At 61.2% G+C, this 26,600-nt stretch carries 23 protein-coding genes; 22 read left to right on the forward strand and 1 reads right to left on the reverse strand.

Going from position 1 to position 26,600, the window contains the following annotated elements:
- Positions 1–35: 35 nt before the first annotated feature.
- The 16 genes from BLQ12_RS23265 to BLQ12_RS23340 all read left to right on the forward strand — a co-directional run bounded on the left by BLQ12_RS23265 (position 36) and on the right by BLQ12_RS23340 (position 17,389).
- Complete coding sequence (locus BLQ12_RS23265) at positions 36–536, forward strand: phage tail protein (protein WP_092214661.1); 501 nt, start codon at positions 36–38, stop codon at positions 534–536.
- A 6-nt stretch (positions 537–542) separates the two neighbouring features.
- Positions 543–1,430: a T4 family baseplate hub assembly chaperone gene (locus tag BLQ12_RS23270; protein WP_092214662.1), complete on the forward strand. Its 888-nt coding sequence runs from the start codon at positions 543–545 to the stop codon at positions 1,428–1,430.
- A gap of 949 nt (positions 1,431–2,379) precedes the next feature.
- The gene (locus BLQ12_RS23275; RefSeq protein ID WP_139164080.1) at positions 2,380–2,622 is read left to right on the forward strand and encodes a hypothetical protein; all 243 of its coding nucleotides are present in this window, start codon (positions 2,380–2,382) and stop codon (positions 2,620–2,622) included.
- 12 nt (positions 2,623–2,634) lie between these two features.
- Positions 2,635–3,474, forward strand: coding sequence for a Pvc16 family protein (locus tag BLQ12_RS23280; protein WP_139164081.1), 840 nt, complete (start codon positions 2,635–2,637; stop codon positions 3,472–3,474).
- On the forward strand, positions 3,471–5,690 hold the full coding sequence (locus BLQ12_RS23285; protein WP_092214667.1) for an AAA family ATPase: 2,220 nt from the start codon (positions 3,471–3,473) through the stop codon (positions 5,688–5,690). The genes BLQ12_RS23280 and BLQ12_RS23285 overlap by 4 nt, the downstream gene beginning before the upstream one ends.
- A complete protein-coding gene (locus BLQ12_RS23290; protein WP_092214669.1) occupies positions 5,687–6,394 on the forward strand; it encodes a hypothetical protein in 708 nt (235 codons plus the stop codon). Before BLQ12_RS23285 ends, BLQ12_RS23290 begins: the two co-directional genes overlap by 4 nt.
- Before the next feature lie 5 nt (positions 6,395–6,399).
- Complete coding sequence (locus tag BLQ12_RS23295) at positions 6,400–6,939, forward strand: hypothetical protein (RefSeq protein WP_092214671.1); 540 nt, start codon at positions 6,400–6,402, stop codon at positions 6,937–6,939.
- A 997-nt stretch (positions 6,940–7,936) separates the two neighbouring features.
- Positions 7,937–9,043 (forward strand): phage late control D family protein, encoded by a 1,107-nt coding sequence (locus BLQ12_RS23300; protein WP_092214673.1) that lies wholly within the window; start codon positions 7,937–7,939, stop codon positions 9,041–9,043.
- Positions 9,044–9,328: 285 nt separating this feature from the next.
- Positions 9,329–10,093 (forward strand): phage baseplate assembly protein V, encoded by a 765-nt coding sequence (locus BLQ12_RS23305; protein ID WP_092214675.1) that lies wholly within the window; start codon positions 9,329–9,331, stop codon positions 10,091–10,093.
- Between the two features lie 10 nt (positions 10,094–10,103).
- Positions 10,104–10,502, forward strand: a complete 399-nt coding sequence (locus tag BLQ12_RS23310; protein WP_092214677.1) for a hypothetical protein — start codon at positions 10,104–10,106, stop codon at positions 10,500–10,502.
- Entirely contained in the window at positions 10,499–10,864 is a 366-nt protein-coding gene (locus BLQ12_RS23315) for a GPW/gp25 family protein (RefSeq protein WP_092214678.1), read from the forward strand. The genes BLQ12_RS23310 and BLQ12_RS23315 overlap by 4 nt, the downstream gene beginning before the upstream one ends.
- A 419-nt stretch (positions 10,865–11,283) precedes the next feature.
- Positions 11,284–12,867, forward strand: coding sequence for a baseplate J/gp47 family protein (locus BLQ12_RS23320; RefSeq protein ID WP_092214680.1), 1,584 nt, complete (start codon positions 11,284–11,286; stop codon positions 12,865–12,867).
- Positions 12,867–15,224 (forward strand): hypothetical protein, encoded by a 2,358-nt coding sequence (locus BLQ12_RS23325; protein WP_092214681.1) that lies wholly within the window; start codon positions 12,867–12,869, stop codon positions 15,222–15,224. The genes BLQ12_RS23320 and BLQ12_RS23325 overlap by 1 nt, the downstream gene beginning before the upstream one ends.
- On the forward strand, positions 15,212–15,739 hold the full coding sequence (locus BLQ12_RS23330) for a hypothetical protein (protein WP_092214682.1): 528 nt from the start codon (positions 15,212–15,214) through the stop codon (positions 15,737–15,739). Before BLQ12_RS23325 ends, BLQ12_RS23330 begins: the two co-directional genes overlap by 13 nt.
- Positions 15,740–15,752: 13 nt before the next feature.
- Complete coding sequence (locus BLQ12_RS23335) at positions 15,753–16,970, forward strand: DUF6519 domain-containing protein (protein ID WP_092214684.1); 1,218 nt, start codon at positions 15,753–15,755, stop codon at positions 16,968–16,970.
- A 5-nt stretch (positions 16,971–16,975) separates the two neighbouring features.
- On the forward strand, positions 16,976–17,389 hold the full coding sequence (locus tag BLQ12_RS23340) for a hypothetical protein (RefSeq protein ID WP_092214686.1): 414 nt from the start codon (positions 16,976–16,978) through the stop codon (positions 17,387–17,389).
- Between the two features lie 176 nt (positions 17,390–17,565).
- Here BLQ12_RS23340 and BLQ12_RS23345 read toward each other — a convergent pair whose 3' ends face one another.
- Entirely contained in the window at positions 17,566–17,892 is a 327-nt protein-coding gene (locus BLQ12_RS23345; RefSeq protein ID WP_139164082.1) for a hypothetical protein, read from the reverse strand.
- A gap of 209 nt (positions 17,893–18,101) precedes the next feature.
- Between BLQ12_RS23345 and BLQ12_RS23350 the strand changes: the two genes are divergently transcribed.
- From BLQ12_RS23350 to BLQ12_RS23375, 6 genes are all read left to right on the forward strand, one after another.
- On the forward strand, positions 18,102–19,067 hold the full coding sequence (locus BLQ12_RS23350) for a helix-hairpin-helix domain-containing protein (RefSeq protein WP_092214690.1): 966 nt from the start codon (positions 18,102–18,104) through the stop codon (positions 19,065–19,067).
- A gap of 11 nt (positions 19,068–19,078) precedes the next feature.
- Positions 19,079–20,344: a prolipoprotein diacylglyceryl transferase family protein gene (locus BLQ12_RS23355; protein WP_092214692.1), complete on the forward strand. Its 1,266-nt coding sequence runs from the start codon at positions 19,079–19,081 to the stop codon at positions 20,342–20,344.
- 187 nt (positions 20,345–20,531) lie between these two features.
- Positions 20,532–21,950 carry a HEAT repeat domain-containing protein gene (locus BLQ12_RS23360; RefSeq protein ID WP_092214694.1) on the forward strand — a complete coding sequence of 473 codons (1,419 nt, stop codon included), beginning with the start codon at positions 20,532–20,534 and terminating at the stop codon, positions 21,948–21,950.
- Positions 21,929–22,561, forward strand: coding sequence for a CPBP family intramembrane glutamic endopeptidase (locus tag BLQ12_RS23365; RefSeq protein WP_217640389.1), 633 nt, complete (start codon positions 21,929–21,931; stop codon positions 22,559–22,561). Before BLQ12_RS23360 ends, BLQ12_RS23365 begins: the two co-directional genes overlap by 22 nt.
- A gap of 208 nt (positions 22,562–22,769) precedes the next feature.
- Positions 22,770–23,999 carry a type II secretion system F family protein gene (locus BLQ12_RS23370; RefSeq protein ID WP_092214698.1) on the forward strand — a complete coding sequence of 410 codons (1,230 nt, stop codon included), beginning with the start codon at positions 22,770–22,772 and terminating at the stop codon, positions 23,997–23,999.
- Positions 24,000–24,073: 74 nt separating this feature from the next.
- Positions 24,074–26,596, forward strand: coding sequence for a DUF748 domain-containing protein (locus tag BLQ12_RS23375; RefSeq protein ID WP_139164084.1), 2,523 nt, complete (start codon positions 24,074–24,076; stop codon positions 26,594–26,596).
- Positions 26,597–26,600: the final 4 nt, after the last annotated feature.

Here is a 26,600-nt window from a genome sequence, read left to right on the forward strand (position 1 = left end):
CCAACCCCCGACACCTTTCCAATGGGAGATCCTCTATGGCACAGTTCACCGTCAACACCCACCGATTCGATCCGTACCGAAACTTCAAATTCAAGGTAAAATGGGACGGAAAGTACATCGCCGGCCTCAGCAAGTGCAGCCCCTTAAAAAAAACCACCGCGGTAACGGACTGGCGGGAGGGCGGCGACCCCAGCTCCGGCAGGAAGCTCCCCGGCAAGACCTCCTACGAGAGCATCACCCTGGAGGCAGGCATCACCCATGACACCACCTTTGAGGAGTGGGCCAACCTCGTCAACAACTTCCAGGGGGACGCCTCCATGTCCCTGAAGAACTTCCGCAAGGACGTGGTCATCGACGTCTTCAACATGCAGGGCAGCAAGGTGCTCTCCTACAAGGTCTATCGATGCTGGGTCTCCGAGTACCAGGCCCTGCCCGAGCTCGACGCCGGGGGCGACGCCGTGATGATCCGAACCATCAAGCTGGAAAACGAAGGGTGGGAGCGGGACACCTCCGTTGCCGAACCTTCGGAAGCATAACGCCCCATGGAAACCGTTGCCTGTGAATTACCCGGTGGCTACGTCGATGATGACGGCGGCATCCACCGGGAGGTGGTTTTAGGGCCCCTTACCGGGGCCCAGGAAAAAGCCATGGCACAACAGGGAAATGCCTCACCGGCAGCCCGTGTTACCTGGATCCTGGCCTCGTGCATCCGCCGCATCGGCACCTTGGACGAAATCACCGAAGCCCACGCCCGCCACCTTCTGGTCGGGGACCGGCAATTTCTCCTGCTGAAGCTCCGGGAGATCACCTTCGGTCATGAGATGAGCGCGGTGACACGTTGCTCCCGTCCCGACTGCGGGGAGCGCCTGGATATTGAGTTCACAACGGACACCGTCCCTGTGGTCCGAGCCCCCCAGGAATGCCGGTTCATGACGCTGGAGTTCCCCCTAAAACCCCATAAGGCTGAGCCCGTCACCTTCAGGTTGCCCAACGGCGAGGACCAGGAACACCTCGCCCATCTGGCAACGGAAAACGAGGCCCTTGCAGCCACCCTCCTCCTGGCCCGATGCGTCCGATCCATGGGGCCCCAAGGCGATGCCCCCCAGAGCCGGGAAAAAATTAAAAACCTTTCGGAGCAGGCCAGAGCACAGATTGAAGAGGCCATGGAACGCCTCGCCCCCAAGGTGGTCACCACCATGGAGGCCTTCTGCCCCGAGTGCAAACGGCACTTTTCCGTGGCCTTCGACCTCCAGTCCTTCGTGCTCAAGGAGCTGGGCACCCGCCTGGACCTGCTCTTCCAGGAGGTGCACTACCTGGCCTTCCACTACCACTGGAGTGAAAAAGAGATCCTCGGCATGACACGCGCAGACCGGCGAAGGTACATCGGCATCCTGTCCGACGCCGTGGAGCAGAACCACCATGCAGGCTGAGGTACAAAACAAAACCAGAAGCACGTCTCCTGCGCCGCAGCATGCCAAGCCGTCGGCACCCCGGGTGCACGCACTCCTCGGCCTGCCAGACCCCACCCTGCCGAAAACCGAGGGCCATGTGGCGACACCTCCGGGAGCGTTCCGGTACGCTGCCGACCTGGAGAGTCCCCGGTGGCCCGAATCAGAACTGTCGGCCCCTTTCCAAGACCTTACCGATACCTGCCGACACCTCCCCACGGAAATCCCAGCAGGTAAGCCCGGGGTTTTTAAACAAGAGGGTACCTCTCCCCTCCTTGAAAAAAGCGCTCCCCCTTTGGGCCTGAAAAGCGTTGGGGCAGAATCCCCACGTCACCTTGACCGAATACCGCCCGGGGCATCAGGTGACACCACCCGCTCCGATGCCCCGGAGCACCACCCCGGAATCGAGGGTGACGACACGCCACCGGCACCGGACGGCCCCCATTGGAAAACGGCCTCAAGCCCCCACGAAAGGACCTCCGCCGATAAATTTTCGATGCCTTGCCCCGATACCGTTACCCTCTCAGACCACGGGCAGGAGCCCCCACGTACGGAGTCTGAACAGAGCCCCCGACCCGCAGAAAAGCCCCCGGAAGCCATGCCGCAGCCGGAACGCAAAAGGGCGACACACCACAGCACTACACAGTCCATAGAACCCACATCGTCTGCTACGGACAACGGGCACCTGCCATGGCCGGGGGATCGCTCACCAAAACAAGGCAAATCAGTGCCCATGCGGGAAAAAGTGACCGACGACGGCCCCCGGGGCCCTGTTCCGTCGCCTCGTCCCTCTCCGCAGATGGCGCCGGACACAAACGCAGCGGGCACACCAAAGGGTCTTTCCTGCCCTTCCGGTCATGGAGAGGGTGGGGAACTTTCCCCTCACCCACCCTCTCCTGTGCCCGCCACCATCATTGAAAATGAAGACCCCATGGATCGCCTGCGGCAGCTCTTTCCGGGGCTCACCTCTGCCAGAAACGAAACACCGGCACCCGCCCCCGACGACCCGGTTCCCCATGAACCCGAAACCCTTCCGGAGACCCCGGCAGTCCCGCAGCCCGTCACCCAAATCGTCATGGTACAGCCCCCTGCCGCACGGCAGGGTCCGGGCCGTGCCGCCCCGTGGCATCGAAGCCACGGAGCACGCCGGGCCTTGCTGAAACTGATACGATAACCCAGGAGAACCGTGAGCAGATCCACCGCCATAGGCATGGTCAGTGAATCCCTGCGCAACCTGTTGCTCGGGGAGATGTCCCTCACACCCGAGGTCGGCGTCACCCTCCTCGCCCCGGACGAACCCGGCAGCGACAGACGCGTGAACCTCTTTCTCTACCGGGTAGAGGAGAGCCCGTCCCTTAAAAACCTGGACTGGCAACCCCGGCCCGATGATCCGTCCCGACTCGTACCGCCTCCGCTGTCTCTGCACCTCTTTTACCTGATGACGCCCAGGGCCCTCACCGATCCGCAGACCGGCAATGTCCACGCCCACAAAATCCTGGGTGAGGCCATGCAGGTCTTACACGCCAACCCCGTGGTGCCTGCCACCTACCTGAGCGAGGGCCTGGAAAAGGCACGGGAGGAGCTCACCATCCGCCAGGTACCCGTGGACCTCGAATCCATGGGGTCCATCTGGAGTACCTTTGCCCAGCCCTACCGGCTCTCCGTGGCCTATGAGGTCTCCGTGGTGCAGATCGACATGCCCGCAACCCAGGAGCGCCCCATGGGCAAACGCGTCCTTCGCGTGGGTGTTCCCGAGGTGAAGGCGCCCTTTCATCCCCCAGAGGTCACGGGCATCACCCCCATGGCCGCACCGGCCGGCACGGTGGTCACGGTCACCGGCAGGCACCTTGCCGGCTGGAGGGCCTATATTTCCGTCATGCGAAGGACCATTGAGTCCGGTGCCCCGCTTTCCTCCGACGCCTTTCCGGTGACCATCCCGGCGGACCTGGCCCCCGGCTTCTACGAGATGCGCATCGACATCTCACACCTCAACCGGAAAACCCTCTTTTTCGAGGTGACGGCGTGACCATCGAAGAAACAGCACCCATCTCCGAAGGGACTTCCCCCTGTGCAGGCGGGTCATTCTACCTCAAAAATGCCGACCACCTGGCAGATGAACTCACGCGCCTTGACCTTCTCATCCGGCATGGGGTCCATGCCATGCGGCGCCGTCTCGAAACCCACAAGCACCCAGGCGATACCCAGGGAGCCATGGGGATCTACATCTCCGACACCCACGTGGACAGGCTCCTTGATGACCAGGCCATTCAGGTCGACAGCACGCCCGAGATGTCCGACGCGATAAAAAAACTGGAAAAGATGGGACAACAGATCACCCGGAAGGTATCTGAAAGCCGGGCCCGGCACATCCCCCTGGCCCTTCCCCTCCTTGCCGGGCTCTACGACCTCTCCCCCATTGAGATGCAGGTGGTGGTCATCTGCCTGGCCCCGGAGCTGGACCGAAAATACGATACCCTCTACGCCTACCTCCAGGATGACATCACCCGCAAGCGGCCCAGCATGGACCTGATCCTCTCCCTGCTCTGCCGGACCCCCGCCCAGAGGTGGAGCCTGCGGGCCATCGTCTCCCGGGAATCCCATCTCCTGCAACAGGGGATCCTGCAGACCGTGGAAGACAGCCACAGCCCCTCGGGCTCCAGCAACCTGGCCACCTTCCTCCGGGTCGACAGGCGCATCGTGGGATTTCTCCTGAACCACAACGCCCCGGATCCCCGCATCAAAGAGATGGCAAGCATTGATACCCAGGGTGAGCCCCTGGATCGCGTGCTGGTCCCGGCCCCCATCAAGTCCCGGGCCCTCAACCTCATGCGACGACAGGCGGGCACCCCTTCAGTGCTCTATCTCCACGGCCCCCGGGGATCGGAAAAACGCGGCCTTGCCCGGGCCGTCTGCCGGGAACTGGGCTGCCCCATGCTCCGGGTCGACCTCTCCCGTGCGGCCCCCACCACCCCGGAGGCAGACCACCTCATGTGGCTGGCCTTTCGCGAAGGCCTCCTCACCGGGGCGCTTCTGCTCCTTGACAACGTGCAGTGCCTCCCCGCAACAGACGAGGCCCTGCCCTTCCTCAAAAAAATGGCCCAGCGCATCACCGAATTCGCATCGCCTGTGTTTATGACGGGGGATGCCCCCTGGACTCGCGAAGCGACCTTTGGAGAGATCCCCTTTGCCTCCCTGGCCCTTCCCATGCCCGCCGTCCCGATGCGGGAAACAGCCTGGCAACGGGCCCTTGAGGGAAAAATCCCCGAAAACACGGGGCAGTGGCCCACCCTTCTCGCCCGGCGCTTTGCCCTTCCCCCAGGCCAGATCCGAGATGCCGCCCGGTTTGCCGAGATGCAATCGCAGATGAACGGCCCGGATACCCCCTTGACCCTGCCGGACCTTTTTGCCGGGTGCAGGCAGCAGTCCGGCGACAGGCTGGCCGAGCTATCCGTCCATGTCAAACCCGGCTGCTCCTGGGACGACCTGGTCCTTCCGGACGAAAAAACCGTCCTCTTAAAAGAGATCTGCGCCCAGGTCAGACACAAAGACCGTGTTTTTTCCGACTGGGGGTTCGACGCCAAGATACACACCGGCAAAGGGCTGAGCGTTCTTTTTTCCGGGCCGCCGGGTACGGGCAAAACCATGGCCGCCCAGGTCATCGCCAGGGACCTTCAGCTCTCCCTGTACAAAATCGATCTCTCCGGGGTGGTGAGCAAATACATCGGAGAAACCGAAAAAAACCTCGGCACCATCTTCCGGGAAGCGGAGAAAAGCCACGCCATCCTCTTTTTTGACGAAGCCGACGCCATCTTCGGCAAGCGCACCGAGCTCAAGGATGCCCACGACCGATACGCCAACATCGAAACAAGCTACCTCCTCCAGAAAATGGAAGAGTACGAGGGCGTGGTGATCCTGGCATCCAACTTTCGCTCCAACATGGATGAGGCCTTTACCCGGAGGCTGCGCTTTATCGTGGAGTTCCCCTTTCCCGATGCGGGCCTGCGGGAAAAAATCTGGAGAAACCATGTGCCGGACACCGCCCCCCTGGCCGAGACTCTGGATTTTACCCGCCTGGCCCGGCGGTTCGAGGTGGCCGGGGGCACCATCAAAAACATTGTCCTGAACAGCGCGTTTCTCGCAGCCGACACAGGTGAATCCATCTCAACGGACCACATCATGGGCGGCGTCAAACGCGAGTTCGAAAAAATGGGCAAACTCTGGACCGACGAGGCGGACAGATGAGCGGAGGGTTTCCCAACAAGCCCAAAATCCTGCGCGGGGCCTTTGTGGAATTCGGCCTGAGCCTGCCCCCCCTCATCGTGCCCTTTCAGTTCAACCCCGTGGACCTGAAACGAAACCGGAGCCTCACCTTCTCCGGCACCGGCGCCCCGGCCACGCCTGCGGGGAGCGCAAAGGCAGGAGAGACAACGGTGGCCGGACCATCCCTCAGGCAATTTCACCAGCAGGACAAGTTCTCGAATCTGCTGGACCTCCGGCGGGCCCAGAAGGTCACGGTCCAAGAGGAGACCATCCAGTTTGACATGCGACTGGACGCCACGGAAAAACTCGAAGAGGGAGACCCCCTGGCCACCCAATTCGGCATCATGCCCCAGCTCTCCTCCCTGGAGCTTATGCTCTACCCGAAAAGCGAGAGCCTCTTTGCCGCCGACCTGGGGTTTCGGTTCACCCGGGGAGAAAATCCCCCCATGATCCTTTTTATCTGGGGACGAAAACGCGTCCTGCCCGTCAACATCAACAGCATGAACATCACGGAGACCGAATTCAGCACCGACCTGAACCCCATCCGGGCCACTCTCTCCGTTTCGCTGACCGTCATCGAGGGCCCCAACCCGGTCTTCACCTACTCCAAGGCCATGAAAGAGGTCATGTCCGGATTAAACCTGGCCAATATCGCCAACATCACCGACGTCGTCATTCCGGGATAGCACCCATGTTTTTCAAACACTCACGATACAAAAACCAGGAACCGGAGGTCACCACGGACGCAAGGGGCCGCAGCCTGAAATCCGTGCCCCTTCGCATCACCCCGGCCCCATCCGGTACCGTCCGCCACACCCTGACGGAAGGGGACCGCCTGGACCACCTCTCCTGGACCTGTTACCGCACCCCGCACCTCTGGTGGCACATCGCCGACGCCAACCCCGAATTCCTCTCCCCCAGAGCGCTCATGGGCGATGGCCCCTTCAAAACGGTGCGCGTCCCCATCGACTTTGGCAGTGAAGCCCCAAGGTCCCGCCGAAGCGAGCTGCTCCGCAGCCTCAACGCCCTTGCAGGCGTTGAAGAGGCAGATATCCACGAGGCCCATTCGCCACCGGACCAGAGAACGGCGAACACCCTGGTCATTTGCTACAACCACCTGACCCTGGGCACGGAGGAACTCATCGCCGCCATCACCGAGGCAGGATGGATCGCAGGCACGCCACAGCCGGTGGAACGGACCGGGAAGTCCATCGTCCTTGCCGACATGTAAGGGCCGGCGCAAAAAAAAAGCCTCCGGCGGCCCTGCCGGGGGCAAAACTTTTACCTGATCTTATAATGACGGGCTTAACAAACAGGGGCCTTAGTCATCGTTTCGGCCAGGACCATAAAAACCCCGAATTACCTTTGGTCGCCATACTACAGACGGAACATGTAATTCCGGGCATGGGTCCCCGGTCACTTGACGATACGAAAGGTGGCAAGTGCCGGACAGCAAAACGGTACAACCGACCCCTTTTCCCGGGCAGCCGGGGAAGACGAGGAGGTGCGAAGGGCATCCCACTCTGTACCGTCTTTCCCGCGAAGGCGGGAACCCATGATGGTTATGGGATACTGCCGGGCTTCATGATGCGGGTGGTGCGATAAACGTGAAGGTGGCCTTAACGACAAGGCCCAAACAGGCCTTAATAGTTCTTCTTGAATGAAGTGTGGGCCTTGGTTATCGTTTGAGACGCGACCATCAAAAAAACCGAGAAAATCCGAGAAAAATTGACCGAAACGGAGCGCCGCACTCCGGTGCGGTTTTTTAGTCCGTCGTTACCCGTGCCGCACAGGAGTGCGGCGCTCCAGGGGACAAGGGTGTTGGTGAGGTGGTGTAAATCAGGCCAATGGCCCAAACGATGATCAAGGCCGACGTTTGTTTGAAAGGCGGATGTGATTTGACCTGAGGAACGAGGGAAAAGCGCATTCGCAACCTGCTTTCAAGGTGGCACACCTTGCCGCCGGAGGCAGTCAAGTTAAAGATGCCTCCGGCGGCCCTGCCGGGGGCCAACCTTTTAAAAAGGTTGCCAAACAGGTCTTAAAAACAATTCAGTTTGATCTGAATCAGAGGCGAATGTGATTTTCCCTGAGGAACGAAGGGGAAAGCGCATTCGCTACCTGCTTTCGAGGTGGCTCACCTCGCCGCCGGAGGCAGGCTTTTCTACGCACTTTAACGATAGAAGGCATAAGCTGAACGGCTACACCGAAAAAAGGATCACACTGCGGCCATGGAGAACGAACACCTTGCCATAGAGGTCGAAGGGGAAGAGGCCAACGATCTCTACCCCCACCTTGTCTGGGTGGAGGTGGAAAAAGAGGCCGGGCTTGCCGACATGTTCGCCCTGCAGCTGGCCCTCTCCTGCGACCACCAGGGCACCTGGGAACTCCTGGAAGATGCGAGGCTCAGGCCCTGGAAACAGATAACCTTCCGAGCAGGATTTGACGCCGCGGACGAGACCTTGCTCAGCGGATACATCACCCACATGGCCCCGGTGTTTGACCCGGACCCGGCGGCCTGCGTTCTGGAAATCCGGGGCATGGACGCCTCGGTCCTCATGGACAGGAACGAGGTCCTCAAGGCCTGGCCCGATAAAAAAGACAGCGACATCGCCCGTGAGATCTTTGAGAGCTACGGCTTTACCGCCGACGTGGAAGAGACCGAGGTGGTCCATCGCGAGGCCATCTCCACCATCATCCAGCGGGAGACCGACCTCCAGTTCCTGAAACGCCTGGCCCTTCGAAACGGCTTTGAATGCTATGTGGAAGAAAAGACCGGCTGCTTTAAAAAGCCGAACATCACCGCAGCGCCCCAGCCGGTCCTTGCCGTCCACTTCGGCAACGAGACATCTGTCCACGGATTCTCCCTCTCGGTAAGCGCCCTGGGCCCCGCCCACGTGGCCATGGCCCAGGTGGACAGACTCGGCAAAGAGGTCCTGAAAACCCATATCTCCGAAAACGACCAACCACTCCTCGGACGCCTGGATGCCTCCGACCTGAGACCGGCCGGGATCTCTTCGGCCACCCTGTGCGTGGATCGAAAGGTCGCCACAAACCAACCCGAGATGGACCTTTTCGCCAAGGCGATCCACCACCAGGCCCACTGGTTCGTCACCGGACGGGGCGAGGTCATGGGAAACCACTACGGCCATGTCCTCAAAGCACGGCAGACGGTCCCCATCAAAGGCATCGGCGACACCTTCAGCGGCCTCTACACCATCACCCGCGTCACCCACACCTTCACCGACGAAGGCTACAGCCAGCGATTCACAGCCAAGCGCAACGCCCTTGAGCCCACAGGCTCGGAGACGTTCTCCGACTCCCCCTTCGGGTTGTAAGCAAACAATCTCATGCCGCAGTCTCAAGCTGCCTCCGGCGGCCCTGCCGGGGGCCAAACTTTTGCCTGATCTTAAAACGACGGGTTTGATAAACAGGTTTAAAAAAACAGATTCAGTTTAATCTGAACCATAGGCGAATGTGATTTTCCCTGAGGAACGAAGGGGAAAGCGCATTCGCAACCTGCTTTCGAGGTGGCTCACCTCGCCGCCGGAGGCAGGCTTTTCTTGCCCACTTTAACCATAGAAGGCATCGCTTTTGTTTTTTTGCATCCCACAGGAGGACCCGTGTCCCTGGAACAGATGATTTCAGTGCTGACGGACAAAATAGAGCACCACTATTACGGTAAATACCGGGGCCTGGTGGTGGATAACCGGGACCCCGAGGGGCTCGGGAGATTGAAGATCAGGGTCCCCAGCGTGCTGGGACCCGACACCGTCACAGGATGGGCCACGGCCTGCGTGCCCTTTGGCGGGGATGCAAACCGGGGTGTGTTCTTCGTCCCGGAGGTGGGGGCCGGGGTGTGGGTGGAGTTTGAAGAGGGGCACCTGGAATTTCCCATCTGGGTTGGCACATACTGGAGCAAGCCCCGGGGGGAGAGCGAGGTGCCCAAGCCCGTTGGGGCCGACGGCGTCGAGGAAGGCCAGGTCCAGGACCCGCCCACGGCCAAGATCATCAAGACGGCCAAGGGGCACACCCTTCAGTTTGAAGACCGGGACGGCGACGAACGGATCACCCTGGTGGAGGCCAGACACAACCATGTCCTCACCATGGATGTCGACGGCATCGCTCTCTCCCACGGCACGGGGGGCCACAGCATCGCCCTCACCGACAGTGAGGTCAGCGTCACCACCGCCTCCGGAGCCACGGTGACCCTCACCGAGTCCGGCGTCACCGTGGACGCAGGACCCGGAACCGTGGAGGTCAAGGGAAGCGCCGTCAGGCTGGGATCGGCATCGGCACCCGTGATCCGCATCGGAGACCAGGGCATCGGCAACCTGGGCGCCCCGGTGGCCATGAGCGTCACCACCAACACCCAGGTTTTTGCGTAAGGAGAGTACCATGGGACTCGGGCCCAACCACGATATCGCCACAACCGAATTCATCAACGCCATGCGCGCCCGCCTGGAGCGGGAAGACGAAAACCTGGGCAAGAACATGGACGACCCCGCCGTCCGCAAAAACATGGGGGCCCTGGCCGAAGCGGTCTACCGCATTGTCACCGCCCACACCGACGCCGTCTCATCCCCCATAGAGGACCCTGAATTCTGGGAGTGGATGGATCAGACCAACCGCTGGCTGCAGACACTGGCCCAATGGCAGAAAGGTGTGGCCCAAGCCTTGGACCGATGGGCCGCGGCAACGCCTGCGGACCTTCAGCTCAAAGCCGACCTTGCCGCCCTCACCCAGCCTGAAGAACTCCCCGAGCCCCCCACAACCCTTAAAGGACGCCTCTCATGACGGCCCAAACCGCCTTCGGGTTTCCCTTTTCCGTCAACAAGGCCGGTGCCATCACCGCCACCGGAGGGGACGAGGCCATCCGGGGAAAAATCATCCAGGTCCTGTTTACAGCCCCCGGCGAACGGGTACGCCTCCCCGAGTTCGGGTGCGGGCTCTTTAACCTCGTCTTTGAAGGAAACAACCCGGTGCTCGCCGCCGCCGTGGAATTTACCATCGGCCACGCCCTCATGCGCTGGATGGGCGATGAGATCACCGTCGAAGGCATCAACGTCTCCCACCAGGAAGAGACCGTCACCATCGAGGTCGCCTACACCCAAAAACAAGACCGCACCCGCCAGGCAGTGCGCGTTCATTTCAAATAATCGTCTTCTTGGATCAACATGCGAAAAAAAAGCCTGCCTCCGGCGGCGAGGTGTGCCACCTCGAAAGCAGGTTGCGAATGCGCTTTCCCCTTCGTTCCTCAGGGAAAATCACATTCGCCTTTGGTTCAGATTAAACTGAATCTGCTTTTTAAAACCTGTTTATTAAACTTTTCGTAACTATTCAGCATGCCTCCGGCGGGTCGCTTTTTAGAAAAAAAGCTCCGCAAAAAACGTTTCTAATGCACGAAAAAACGGAAATTATTTCGGCGGAGCCTGGAAAGGCTTGCTTAAGACCTGTTCGTCAAACTTTTTAAACGTTTGGCCCCCGGCAGGGCCGCCGGAGGCATAACCTGAACCTGGCTGTTCCCAGTCGGTAACGGGCTGCCGCGAACACTCTTCACCATGTCAGGAAAAAACCCATGGCAGAGATAAAAAAAACAGGCGGGCACCAGGTGGTGGATTACATGGCCCGGGACTACGATTCCCTGCTTCAGGCCATGCGCGAGCTTGTCCCGTCCAGGCTGCCCGAGTGGCAGGCAGGAGAGTCCGAGGCGGATTTCGGCAACGTCCTGCTGGAGCTCTTCGCCCACATGGGGGACATCCTCAGCTATTACCAGGACCGGGTCGCCACCGAAAGTTTTCTGAGCACGGCCCAGACCCGCCGGAGTGTCATCGATCACCTGAAGCTCATCGGGTACAGGCTGGCCACCGCCTCCCCGGCCTCCTGTACCCTTGAGCTTTCCTTTCCGGCCAGCTGCGAGGCTGTCGTTGCCATCGAAAAGGGCCACGCCTTTACCACAGGCAGCGAGTCCAATACCCCGAGCGTGCGTTTCGAGTACACACGGGAGACGCCCCTTGTCATCGACTGCAATGCCCTTGACGTGGACCCGGTCACCCACCGGAAACATTACGGGAAGGACCCTGTCACCGGCACCGGGGGCGTCCCCGTGGAAGAGGGGCGACTGGTGAAAGCAGAACACCTGGGCATCTCCGACGGAAGCCGTAACCAGCGGTTTCCCCTTACCCGCACCGGCCTGATCCTCCGTGCAGCCGGGGCTGCGGGCAAGCGCCACCGGGATATCCTCATCACCACCTGCTTAGGGGAAACCATCACCGAATGGACCCTTCAGGAGAGCCTTGCCTTCAGCCGGGACAATCAAAAAGACTACGTTATCGAAATAGACGAAAAAGACCGGGCCACGGTCATCTTCGGCGACGGGTCCTTCGGGGCCATGCCCGAAAGCGGAGCCGTCATCATGGCAACCTACCGCGTGGGCGGAGGCCTGTGCGGCAACGTACCGGCCGGGGCCATCCGCAACATTGCCGAGGCGCCTCCCTTGAGCCTCAACGGTGCCACGGTCACCCACAGGGAGGCGGCCACCGGGGGAGCGGACCGGGAGAGCATCGATCATGCCGTGATGCACGCCCCGTCAGTCTTCCGGTCCCTCAAGCGAGCCGTCACCGAAGAGGATTACAAGGCCCTGGCCCTGAACCTCAAGGGGGTGGCCAAGGTCAAGGCGGTGGCCGACAGCTGGAACCGGGTCACTCTCCATGTGGCGCCGGAAGGGGGAGGACGGGTCAGTGATGTGCTGGAGGAGAGCCTCCTTGCCTATTTCGAAGACAAACGACCGGTGACCACCCTCATCGCCATCGAGGATGTCACCTATGTCCCGGTCTGGGTTGCAGCGGAAATCGGGATCAAGAGCCATTACCCCCGGGAAGAGGTCAGGGGCAAGGCCCTTGCCGCCGCAGGCGAACTCCTCGCCCTGCCCCATGTGGACTTTGCCCAGACCCTGTACCTCAGTAAATTTTACGAGGCCATGGAAGCCGTGGAGGGCGTAGCCTTTGTAAACATCGACGAATTCCGCCGGGATAATGACCCGCCCGGCACGGTGGCACCCTCGGGCAAGATCATCTTAGAGGACCACGAAATCCCTGTGGTACCATCAGGCAACGCCGCATACGCCGACGGCATCCTTCTCCGCGTGGACGGGAACCGCTGATGCGCCTTGCCGACCTGTGCGCTGCGGCCTCCCCGGACGGCAACACCATCCGCCTCACCTGGGCCAACCCGGACCCTTCGGGTCATCCCGGCATTCGGATCGTACGCCGCACCGGCACCTACCCGAGAAGCCCCGACGACGGGGTCGTGGTCTTTGACGGTCCCGGACCAGGCACCCGACCCGCCCCGGACGGAAAACTCCGGCACTCGTTTGTGGATGCCAACCAGAACAAGGCCCCCCTGAAAGGGGAGACGGTCTACTACTACAGCCTTTTTCCCTTCACAGGCTCTCCGCCCCGGTATACAAGCGACCCCCGAAATCGCTGCCGAGCTCTGTCCACATCGCCCTTCGGATCAGCAGAGGCGATGTACGGACTGCTTCCGAGGATCTATCACCGCTACGACACCGAGGTACCCAAAGCTTCGGCAGGGATCCCGGAACACCTTCGGGAGGCAGGTCAGCTCCGGCGCTTTCTGGACCTGCCGGGCAGTGTCCTCGACCAGCTTCACAGCCACGCCCGGGCGAGCCTGGACCTTCACAACCGGGACAGAATCGACGGCAGCCTGCTCCCACTGCTGGCCCGGTGGATCGGCTGGAAACCCGACTACCGCCAGGAGCTCGACACCCAGCGAAACGAGGTGAGAAACGCCCCCCACCTCTACAAAACAGTGGGGCTGATCCCCACGGTGGAGGCCACGGTCAAGCGCCTCACCAACTGGGAAAGCCGGACCAAGGAATTTGTCCACAACATCTTTTTGTCCAACACCCCGGAGCAGCTCATGGTCTGGGCCATGGAACGCCATGCTCCGGGGAAGTGGCGGGAGGGGGCCGGGCCTTTTTCCGTGAACGCCGCCTGTGACGGCAGGCCCGTTGCGGCCAGCCTTGGGGACGGCACCACCTGGGTGTTTACCCATGCACTGAAAAAAAACCGCTGCGACATTTGGGGAAAACAACACACGCAAGGCGAAGGCTGGTCCCCCAGCGTCCCCCTCACCGAAGGCGATGCCCTTGACAGAGACCCGTCCACCGCCCGGCAGGAAGACACCCTGTGGCTCTTCTGGAGTTCCCTGGATGCAGCAAAAGGGAGCTGGTGCATTTGCCACCGGCAATTCCGCAACGGCCGCTGGTCCCATGCCGAAGTGTTCTTGGACACCCGGTTTCAGCGCAAAAACCCCGCCGTCGTCTCCGACAGCCGGGGTGGACTCTGGCTCTTCTGGCAGGAGAAACACGATCAGGGCTGGCAGACCCGGTACAACCGGCACGACGGAAACGCCTGGCAACTGGTAACCCCCGCCCTTGTACCCGGGTGTCCCCACACCCCCGCACCCCTTCTGCACCCCCCCATGGCCTGCTCTCTGCCCGGGGAAACCGGGCCGCGTATCGGGCTGTTCTGGTCGGAAAGGATGCGACCCACAGGCCACGGTTCGAAAAAATGGCGCGTGATGTATCGGTTCAAAGAAGGAGCCGACCCCCATGACACCTCGGACTGGGGGGCCGTCACCTGCAAACCCTGCACACCGCCCGACGCCGGCGAGACCGACCCCGCCCCATGGGTGGACGACTCAGGACGCCTGCACCTCTTTTTCTGCTCCGACACCACGGGGGGCTGGTCTCTCCGCACGGAAAGATTTGACGAGGCAACCAGCCGCTGGGAAGGATCCGACGAGCTCCCGGCATCGCCTTATACGGAGCGGTTCCCCTGCCCCGTGACCGTTTCGGGAACTCTAACGATCCTCCACCGGGCCTGCAAACCCCTTCGCCACAAGAGCGCCGTCTACAAGGCCACCGAAACCCGGGACCTGCGCTGCTGCGGCAGCATCACGGCAGCGGCGGGGAACACCACAAAAAACGCCCGCCACGGAAGCTTCGAGGATTTCCAGACCTACACCTGCGACACCGGCAAAAACGGCAGGAAGGACGACACCACCTGGTACTCCCGGGAGACCCTGGGCATCTACCTCACCCCGGACAGGGAAGATCCCGAGCATATCCTGCGCAACCGACGACTCTTAGACGGAGTCCTCCACCGGTTCCTGCCCATCCAGGCCCGCCATGTCTTCATCATTGAACCGGCGATATACGCCGAACACGTCTACACCTACGACGCCCCCACGGCAGAGACACCCCGCGTCATCGGCGAAGAGACCGCGGCCAGCCTGGCCACCATGAGCATTGAGACCCTTCCGGGCGTCTCCGATCACCATGCCGACCGGATCCCCCAATGGCAGAGGCTGAAGTCCTGGAGCCCTGCCACACCTGACGGTGGCAGCGTCAAGACCTCGCCCCCGAAGGAAAACATCCACATCAGGACCTGGCACACCGGCCTCACAGGAGACGACGAACCATGGAACAGTTAGGCGGTCAACTCAAGGGCATCTACCGGGACATTCTCAAGGACGGCAGGGGGCACATTCTCTCGGACAGCGGCTGGTCCTCCAACACCATCGTCCACCGGTGCCGGATTCTCCTGGCCGGGTTTATCAAAGGGGATGCCTCCGGCGGCATTCACCACCTCTCCTTTGGCATGGGGCGAGACTCATGGGACCACGACGGACCGCCACCTCCCGATCCGTCGGCAACGGACCTTATCGCCCCCTACCCTCGCCCCATGCCCCTTGACACCCTGGGCCTCACCTACCTGGACGACGACAACAACGAGGTGAGCACCCCCACCAGCCGGTTGCAGATCACCGCCATCCTGGAGCCGGGCTACCCGGATCCCACGACTCCGGCCGCCACATACCCCTTACGGGAATTCGGCCTCTTCGGAACCTTTGACGGGGCGTACTTTATGATCAACTCCATCCGGCACCCGGTCATCCACAAAGACGCATCAGCGACGCTGATCCGAAAGATCCGACTACACTTCTAACGAGGATGCGACCATGGGCAATTTTTCACGAGACACCTTTGATCGGCTCAACCGCTACGTGGGGGTTCGCCTGCAGCAGGGGGTTCCCCTGGTGGACGCGGATTGGAACGAACAGGAAGACATCCGCAAATACGAGCTCCAGGCCTTTCTCAAATGGTTCGTGGGCAACGGCGTGCCCCAGGGCAACGACGGTTTCGAAATCCTCTCGGCCTCTGGAACGCCGAACGATTTTGTCATCCGAGGGGGGGACGGCACCGCAGAGGGCGCCGGCCGCTGCCTGGTGGAGGGGATGGACGTCCTCAACACCGCCAACCTGCGGTTCACCCACCAGCCCCTCATGAAAACCCCGGCCCTGGCCGACCAATGGGGGGTCGATCCCATCGCCCCCCTGACCACCCCTCGCACCGCCAGAAAAGACACGGTCTACCTCGATGTCTGGGAACGGGAGGTGGACAGCGATGAGGACGATGCCCTGGTCAACCCCGCCATCGGCCTCGAGACCTGTATGCGCATCAAAAGGGAGTGGGCCGTGCGCGTTGCCGAAGGGAGCCTCTACCCGCCGAACCCCACCGGCGGACACGCCTTCTACCCCATTGCCCGCCTCACCCGCCCGGCCGGAAAACAAACCATCACGGCCGCGCAGATCACGGACCTGAGGAGCACAGGGATCCGCCTTTCGAACCTCTCGGATGAGATTCGCGATGCCCGTGGCATGAAGGCCAACATCGGCAACCGCCTGGACGAGTCCCTCACAAAGGGAGGCCAGCTACGCCAGCAGGTGGTGGGTAACGACCAGGTCCGGGCCGATGCCGCCATTGCCGAGGCCAAAATCGAATTCTCCTCCGGGGGCCACAACCACAGCGGCGGAGTCAATGGCAAGCCCATCGACACCGAGGGCCTTGCCAACGGTGCGGTCACCCGGAAAAAACTGGGCATCGACCTGGTGAACAGCGGCAGTGTCATGGACCTGATGCCCGAAGATTCCGTGATGCAACTGGTGGAAGCAAATGTGGACCCCCTTGACGGCGTAAAGAAGCTCTACATGCAAAGCGTGGCCATCACCAATGTCACGGAGTCGGGTGACGCGCAAATCAGCAGCGAGCTGGTCTACACCTCGAATCAGAGTCGGGACGCCTACGACGTTCACATCCGCTTCACCAACATCCGAAACGGATCAGCCAACGAAAAGGCCGACCTGATGTGGCACGTCTACACCTTTGCGGAGGATTAAGCCCCATGCCCCACAAAAAAATGATCTGGAAAGCCTTTGAACGTGCAGGCGTCCTGGAATCTGAAGACGAAAAAATCAAAGAATTTCTCGCGTTTCTCAAAAACACCCCGGCGTCCTGCTGGATCGAGGTGATTCCCGAGTTCAGGGAGCACCACGAAGCGTGCTTTGACACCATTGTCCCGATCCTTGCGGAGATGGACGACCCCCTTATCCAAAGCGTTCTGGTCAAGCACGCGGACATGGCCCACCCCAGGGAGCGGGCTCTGGTCCGAAAGATGGCCGACACCGTGGACCCGGACCGCCACCCGGCCCTGATCAAACAGATGTCCAGGCTCAACGACACCTCCGTCACCAGGCGGTTGCAGCAGCGAAGGCTGCCGAAAAAATTCGCGCCCCTTATCACGAAATCTCAGACGTAATGGCCCACACGGCATGACAAAAGGCTCCAACCCACGAATTTCATTGAAACCCCGCATCTGTCACACTAAAGTAAACAGAACCATTCAGCGCTTAAAAGCGAAAGAGCCTCCGGCGGCCCTGCCGGGGGCCAAACGTTTGAAAAGTTTGATAAACAAGTTTTAAAAATAGATTCAGTTTAATCTAAATCAAAGGCGAATGTGATTTTCCCTGAGGAGCCCACCTGCGCCATTGTCTGCGTTTTATCATTTGCCCAACGTCTGTGGGCTATGGCACGAAAAGCGAAGCTGAAAAGCCCGGCATCATGTTTTTCAGAAAATTGAGAGGGGAATCTCCTGCCGAGACGGTTGCCGGATGTCACCTGGCACGCGAATGCATAGAAAACAAAGGCATAACCACAGCCTCCAAGCATTCGCCATAGGGTTTCAAGGTGCCCCCACCTTGCCGCCGGAGGCTGCACGTTGACCATGAAAGGCATACGCTGAATCGTTACGAGTAAATTCACTTTGATCGCTCTTCGTTCGGGGCGCCGCCGTCGCGTGGCCGTTGATTCCGGTCGCCGCGGGAAAAGGCGGACCCCCGTACCCGCCCGGCAGTACAGGGTTAGGAGAGGATGGGGCAACGCGAGGGGAAGGTCCTCGGTTCCCCGGATCTTCCGAAGGGGGGATGCGCTGGTGCCCCGAACGAAGGGCGATCAAAGGTTCAGGAGTGTCCATGAAACCCACCGTCCCCATCCGGGGAACCTACCGGGACACACTGGTTGATTCAGGCAGCCGGATCCTTCATGACGGGTACTGGCGACCCAACCAGATCGTGTCCGGGTGCTTCCGCCTCCTTGCCGCCCTCATGAAAGGGGACCCCGGTTCCCGGGGCATCCTCTGCCTTGCCATCGGCACAGGAGACAAAGACTGGGACGGCAACCCGCCCACGCCCTCCCCGTGCGCCACACACCTCACCCATGAACGCCACCGCCGCATCCTCAGCCCGTCCGACCTCACCTTCCTGGGCCCTGACAATCGCCCGGCGCCCCATCCCACCAGCCGCCTTGAAATCAACACCCGCTTTACCGTGGAGGAGATGAGCGCAGGCAAAAGGCTCCGGCTGAGGGAGTTCGCCCTCTTTGGCGGGGACGCCACCGAAGAGCCCGGCAGCGGCGTCATGATCAACCAGGTGATCCATCCCCGCATCGACCTGGCCCCCGGCACCACCCTGGTCCGCACCCTCCGCCTGGATTTCTCCGGCGAATCGTACCGGCAACAAACCATGGGAACCTTCGGGGCCGGGTTGCCCCTGCAGGTCATCGACGGCATCGGAAAAATCTATGCAAATGCCCTGGTCGCCGCAGGGATCCGTACCCTATCAGAGCTTGCCCGCATCACTCCCGAAGATCACGCGGGTATGGTCCCCACGGGAAAACTCCTGGAATTCCGTACCAAAGCGCGGATGATCCTGGACTTTCCCCCGTCCCTGTCGGATCGATCCAGCCCGGGCGACGTCCCCTTGGGCCAGCTCATCGAAAGCGGCGCCGACGCCCTGACCACCCGTCTGGAACCCTCAGGGGGCAGCCCGGACAAGGCCCTTGAGATGCATCACGCCCTTATGTCGCTTCAGGTGGCCATGACCGACGACGCCCTTCGGCACCATACGATCCACGAACTCTCTTCCCATTCAAAAGATTGAATCCGCGACCTATGCACGTAATCATCGAGCCCCCTTCCCCCTGCCCCACACCCTGGAGCCACCGCATCACGCCCACCCTCACCGTATGGGGCAGGGACATGCCGAGTTTCCATGGGTTCGGGGCCGTAGGCGTTGTTGCCGCCTTTTTGTTTGCCATGCGGCTGAGCCTCAGCCTCGGCTTATCCCCGGGGGCCGTCCTCTTTCTCATGGGCCTTGCGGCCTTTACCTTCTGGGCCCACAGCCTTGCGGTAAAGATTCTGCCCCTGAAAGAGGGCTTTGTCTACCTGCGCCATGTGGTCACCCTGGTGCCCGCCCTCCTCCTTTCCGGCATGGCCCTTGGCCTCCGGTCCCCCCTGGCTTATACCGAGGTGATCATGCTGGCCATCGGCCTGCTCCAGGCCATTGGACGCTTCGGGTGCTTCATGGCGGGGTGCTGCCACGGCAGGCCCCACCGCTGGGGTATCTGTTACGGAGGCGGCCATGTGGCAACAGGGTTTCCCGCCTACCTCAAGCAGGTCCGGCTCTTCCCGGTCCAGCCCGTTGAGGCCATCTGGGGACTTTTGTGCGTGGCCGCAGGTTCGGGCCTGCTGCTGGCCGGCTACCCTGCGGGAAGCGGTCTCTCCTCCTACCTGGTGCTCTACGGTCTGGGGCGGTTTTTTCTGGAGTTCTACCGAGGGGATGCGGCAAGGGCATACCTGGGCCCCCTCTCCGAAGCACAAGCATTCAGCCTGCTTTTCATGTTTGTCGTCCTCCTTGGGGAAGCCACCCGCGCCATCCCGTTTTTTTCCTGGCACGCCCTGGCCTTTGCCTTGCCGGCCACCACCGGGGCCGTCCTGGCCGTCAGCCCTTCCCGCCGCCAAACCGCCCGCCTGTTTCGCCCGGCCCACGTCAGGGAGCTGGCCGCACGGCTCTCATGGTTTGGCACCGAAACAGAAGGCCAAACCCCGCCCCATGGGGAGAATCAACCCGCCATCGTACTGACAGCCACGGCCTCCGGTGTCCGAATCTCCACCGAATCCCTGGAGCATATGGGCGCCCCCATCTCCTACATCGCCTTCTCCTCCCAGGGTCATTGCCTCCCCCAACGCGATGCCCGCAAGCTCGCACGCCTGTGCCTGCGGCTCATCAAACAACCCGCGGCTCTTTTTTTCGAAGGGCGTCCAGGTATTTTCCACGTCTTTGCAGGGGACATCGCCATCGTCTCATCCATGGCGAACACCAGCCGTCTCCACCTCTCCGAGCACGCCCTTCCGACTCCCCGGGCCAAACACCCGTAAGGGACACAGGCAACAACCTCCCTTGCCGGAGCACCCCATGGGCACGTCCTCCATCGCACACACGAGACGATGGGGGAACGTGCCTTTTTTTTCGGGGAAAACCATGCCATAGTAGGCAAACGGTACATCCCGTCTCTGCCCGATGGCCACTTGACGCGCCACAGCTACCCCAAAATACCGGATACCGATGAAACGATTTTTGTCTTCAGCAGCCGCCTGCCTCCTTGCCCTTGGCCTGTTTCACCTGGGGGCCACTTTTTTTGTGCACACGAGCAACGCGCTTCTCCTGGAAAAAACCCGCGCCATTGCCGAGGCAGGGTTCCTCGCCCTGCCCAACCCGGCCACCCAACCGGCCCTTGACAGCTGGGAGGCGGCCCTGTGCGGTGCGCTTTTTTTCACGCTCACCTCCGGTGCCTTTGTCCTTGTCACCGCCCTGGTTGCCCCGACCCTTTACCGACGGGGCTTTCTCTCCCGAAAGGTGTCCACTGGCCTCCACGGGCTCTTTCTGGTGGGCTGCCTTCTCTCCCTGGGAATCACCGCCAAAACCGTGCCCCTTCTTTTGGGCACTGCGGGCGCGTACCTGGTGCTCCTGCCCTGTGGTGAGCAAAGAAAACGCCCCCCCATAGCGCCCCTTCTTTTCCACGCCCTGATTCCCCTTGCCCTTGCCCTCTGCATCGCAGGCACCCATACCCTGCTTCCGCGGGGCTTGTTCAGCGGATTCCGGGACGCCTTTCTCTTTGACAACCCGGCCGGGAACGCAATTCGTCATTTTTACTACACCTACACCCTCTTTCCCGCCGAGGCCTTCAAGGCCATGGGCCAGAAGAGCCAGCTCACCCTTGTGGTAACGGGCTCGGACCCACGGGGCCTTTCCGCGCTCAACGGCCTGGGGCACCTTTCCGTACCCGGCGGCCCTGCCGATTACACCCTGAACATCGCCCCGGACACCGTCACCTTTGTCGCCTCCGGGTCATCTTACACCGTCCCGGCCCGGGACTTTTTCGAGGCCCCGGCCAAGACGTTTCGGGCATTTTCGGCCGCATCAGATTCTTTCAAATCCCTGCGCAGCCTCACCTGGTTTGCCCTGTTTACGGCCTTTCCCCTTCTTTTTTACCTACTCTTTCACGCCGCCTTCACCCTGGTTGGCGGCTGCTTTCTTCCCTTTTCCACGGCCACACGCATGGCCACCGTCGGGGTGGCGTCCTCCGCCCTTTTTTTCGTGCTCCTCCTTGCCGTGGGACTCTCCGTTCCGGAGAGCACCACAGAGGCCCTTGACGCCCTGGCCCGTACAAAGACAAAAAAAGCCACCGCGGAAGAGGTCATCTTTCGGGCGGCAACACACCCCAGCGCCCTGGTGCGCTACCGGGCCGCCCTGGCAGCACACCGCATCCGCGACCCGTACTTAAAGCAAAAAATCCTTACCGGCCTCTCCTTAGACCCCGACACCAACGTGGTCTGCCAGGCCCTGGGCGCCATGGGGCAGACAAAGGACCGGCGGTACCTCAAACCACTGGAGGAGGCCGTTCGCACCCGTCCCGAATGGTACGTGCAATGGTATGGCTACAACGCCATGGGGAGGCTGGGATGGCACCAGGCACCAAGGTAACCGCAAGCGTCTCGGCTGCTTGTGCTGTGCTTCTGCTGGAAACGGCGGCCAGGAGCCTTCCCCCGCTGGCATCCCCCCTAACAACGACCCTTGTGCTTCGGCTGGTGCAGCTCACCATCATGGCCATGCTGCTCAAGGGCCAGTTCACCCAAGGGGAGTTGGGGAGCCTCTCACCCAACGCCCTGAGACAGGCGGCCCTCAAAGGAGCGGCATGGTCCCTCGGGTTCGGCACCTTTGTGGGCACAGGAGCCCTGATCCTTTTTCTTGCGGGCATCAACCCCCTGCACCTGGTCAGAATGCCCCTGCCCCGGGACCAGTCCACCCTGGCTCTCTTCTTCCTCACGGGGGGGGTGGTGGCGCCTCTGGCCGAAGAGTTTTTTTTCCGGGGCATCGTGTATCGCCTGCTTCGCCCCATGGGGGTGATACCGGCAATTTTCATCAGCACCCTGCTTTTTGCCGCAGCCCATGCCATGCACGGCGCAGTGCCCGTCACCCAGCTCGCAGGGGGCCTGCTTTTTGCCGTCGCCTACGAAAAAGAGGGCCACCTGGCCGTTCCCGTCATCATCCACGGGGCGGGAAACACAGCGCTCTTTACTCTTTCTCTTATATAAGGCATCATGGGCGGGATTCGTCGGCCTTTCCCCTGGACCTGTAAGGGGTCGGAAAGATTATAGAGTACGGACACACCCGTCTGCCGCCCTGGAAAAAACAGGCCCCAGGGATTTGATGCTCCCGTACCATACGGACACGGCGGCCTGCCAACTCTACGGTCATGTCCTTTCAGGCCACTTAACCACCACAGGTGATCCATACTGAGCCATGCCACTTTTTGAATACAGCGCCCTGACAGACAAGGGAAAAACAACCACAGGCATCATTGACTGTGACAGCGCCCAGGCGGCCCGTCAAAAACTGCGGGCAGGACGCCTGTACCCCGTAAAGGTCAACGAAGTTTCCGATCGCAGCCTCTCCTCCGGCCGGTTCAACCTGAACCGTATAGGTGCCCTCTTCAACCGGGTACGCCCCCGGGACCTCACCCTGGCCACCCGCCAGATGGCCACCCTTATCAACGCCGGCTTTACCCTTGTCTCGGCCATCGATACCCTTATCCAGCTGGTGGAAGCCCCCCGTCTCAAACAGGTTTTCTCCCGCATCAAGGACAGCATCGAGGAGGGCAGCAGCTTTGCCGAGGCCCTCTCCTCCTATCCGGGAATCTTCAGCCCCGTGTACATCAACATGGTTATGGCAGGAGAAGCCTCGGGCACCCTGGACGTTGTCCTGGAACGCCTGGCAGAGATCGGCGAGCGCCAGCTCTCCCTGACCAACCGCATCCGGGCCGCCCTCACCTACCCCTTTCTCATGACCTGCATCGGCGTGCTGATCCTCTACTTCCTCATGACGATCATCGTCCCGAAAATGGCCGGGATCTTCGACGACCTGGGCCAGGCATTGCCCCTGCCCACACGCATTCTCCTGCGCACCGGAGAGATCCTGGGTACCTTCTGGTGGGTGTTTCCTCTGCTCCTGATCCTTCTGGTCACCGCATTCAAACGATTCAAGCGCACCGAAAAAGGCGCCCTTATCATCGATAAATGCCTGCTTCGTATCCCCGTAGCCGGGGATCTGGTGCGCAAAGTGGCCGTCACCCGATTCTCCCGTACCCTGGGCTCCCTTCTCACCAACGGCGTCTCCATGCTCACCGCCATGGACGTGGCCCGAAACGTGGCAGGCAACCTGGTGCTCTCCGAAGCGGCAGCCGGTGCGGCCGGGGAAGTGGAAAAAGGGGGGGAGTTGGGGGACGCCATGGGGGAATCGGGGGTCTTTCCCCTGCTGGCCGTCCAGATGGTGAGGGTGGGGGAAAAAAGCGGCAAGCTGGAAGAGATGCTGGGCCGGGTGGCCGATGTCTATGAAGGGGAGGTGGAATCGTCCTTAGAGAGCCTCACCTCCATGATCGAGCCCATCATTATCCTTGTGATGGGAGCCACCGTGGGCTTTATTGTCCTGTCCATCTGTCTTCCCATCTTTTCCATGAACCAGCTCATCGGATAGGGCAAGGCCCGTCAGCACCACCGACAGCGCCCGGCACATCGATAAAAGCAACAACCAGATTCAGCGATAAGATATTGAAACAACTCCGTCAGATAAAATCAGCCCTTGGTTCCAGAGCAGGCATCATCACCACCGTGTCAGCCCTCGTCCTTCTTGCTTTTTTCACCGCCGTCCCCGTTGCTGTCAAGCATGCGACGCTCTCCTGGCTGAAGAACAACGGCATGGACGAAGCCCGCATCGACAATGTGGACGTCAACCTTTTTGCCGGCACCCTGGCCGTGGATGGTGTCCACCTGCACGCGGAAAACGGTACGACAAACGCCCTTCAGCACTTTTCCGTCAACCTGGCCATGACGGACCTGGCGCGAAAACGGGTACGCATCGAATCCCTCCGCATCGAGGGGCTGGATCTCTCGGCACGGCTGGTTGAAGCCCTCTCCATAGGCGGGTTTACGCTGCCTTCAGAGTCCCCCGCGACCGAGCCCCGGATCACCCCAGACGAAAGCGACAAAAAACCCTGGCACATCGGCATCGACAGCTTGACGGTCCGAGACACCGCCCTGGCCTTTGCCGTCCCGAAGCTCGACCTGGCCCTTGCCCTGGACGATCTCTCCCTGACCCACCTCCACAGCTGGAATCCCGCCCAGGAGGCGCGGCTTGAGGTGAAAGGCTCCCTGAACAAAAGCCCCCTGCTCATCTCCCTGGACCTTGCCCCCTTTGCCGCAGACACCTCGGTGCAGGGCGGCATCCAGCTCACGGACTTTGCCCTTGCACCCTTCACCAAGGTAGCCGAACCCCACGTCACCGACCTTGACGGTAAGCTGACCATCGATACCCGCATCGCCTTCACCCGAGCCCTTGAATCCGGGACCACCCTCAGCCAGACCGGCACCCTTTCCCTGACGGACCTCAGCGGACGCCTCACCGATCCCGGCGTGGATCTCAAGGCTTTGGACCTCACCTGGCTCGGTGATGTCTGGGTTGCCCTGGATCCCGCAGAGAAAATGACCGACCTTCGCACCCTGGGATCCCTTGCCAACGGCAGGCTCGATGCGGCCTACCCCGCCATGGGACTGCGTCTCCGCCACGAAGGGGTGGTCTGGGACGGTGAGTTGAGCCATACGCCATCACAGAAAGACGGCCTTGCCGCCCGGGGAAACCTGAGCGTAAAACAGGCCCTGGCCTCCGACAGCGACACCGATGTCAAGATAGCCTCCCTCTCCCACTTTTTCGCTTACGACATCAAAGCAAAGGGTCTCAACACCATCCGGGTACCCCATATTTCCCTTAAAGGGATCAGCGCCCTGCCCCCTTTGTCCAGCATCGGCTCCGTGGACATCACCGCCATGGCCCTGAACAATCTCAGTCACCTGCGCGCCGACACCCTCATCGTGGACGACGTGGCCACCACTCTGGTGCGGGACCCCGCGGGCCGGCTCACGTTTTTCAACACCATCAACAGCCTGACGGCCTTCCATGGAAACGAATCAGCACCCTCCTCCACGGACACCACGGCCCCTGGAGGAGCCCCTCCGGCTCCCCTGGCAGTCAAGATCAACACCTTTCGCATCTCCGGCGACGACTTCCTGCACCTCACGGACCGCAGCGTGACCCCCGTGTTTGAAAAAGAGGTCAGCTTAAAACGGCTGGAACTGCTGGATATCGATACCACAGCCCCGGACAGGGACCTGCCCCTGACCCTTGAAGCCGAACTGGATACCTACGAAACCTTCTCGGTCACCGGCACCGTCAGGCCCCTGGCCCCGGATGTCACGGCACACCTCAAGGCCAGGGTAGCCAACATCAACCTGAGCTGTCTGTCGCCCTACTGCTCCCAGGCCCTGGGCTACCTCATCAAAACCGGAAGTTTCACCGCAGACTCCACACTGGATATCAACGCCGGCGTCCTTGATATCAACAACCAGCTGACCCTGCGCAACCTCAGGCTGGTGCCCGACGATGAAGAAACCGTCGATCAGGTGATGAAAAACCTCACCATGCCCCTGGACTACGCCCTCTCCATCTTAGAGGACAACAACGGCACCATCAGCCTCTCCATTCCCGTCCACGGAGACATCCACGACCCGGACATCAACCTGAACAGCATCATCCAGATTGCCACGGCCAAGGCCATCACCACGGCCTCGGTCTCCTACCTCTCCTTCCTGCTCCAGCCCTACGGGGCCCTTCTCATGGTGGCTGAAAAGGCAGGGGAGATGATCACAGAAATCCATCTGGATCCCGTGGGGTACGAGCTGGGGGCCACCGAGCCCGACCCGGCGGGCCTTGAGTACCTCAAGGTGGTGGCCGGCCTCATGAAAAAAAAGGAGTTCCTGAACCTCACGGTCTTCGCCAACGCCGTCCCGGAGGATCTCTCATCGGAACCAGAGGCCGCCGAAGAGACGCCAACCGAGGCATCAGGCGAACTCCCGGCTCCCGAGGACAAAACCCTTTACATGGACCTTGCCCGGCAACGCGCAAGCACCATTCGGCACATCCTGGCCAAAGAGGGCATCGCCCCCGGGCGCATCCACGTCAGCCGTCCCAACTTCATCGTCTCCAAGCAGCAAAAGCCGGAAGCCGTTCTGACACTATAAAAAA

This window comes from Desulfoluna spongiiphila (genome assembly GCF_900101345.1).
GTDB lineage: Bacteria > Desulfobacterota > Desulfobacteria > Desulfobacterales > Desulfolunaceae > Desulfoluna > Desulfoluna spongiiphila.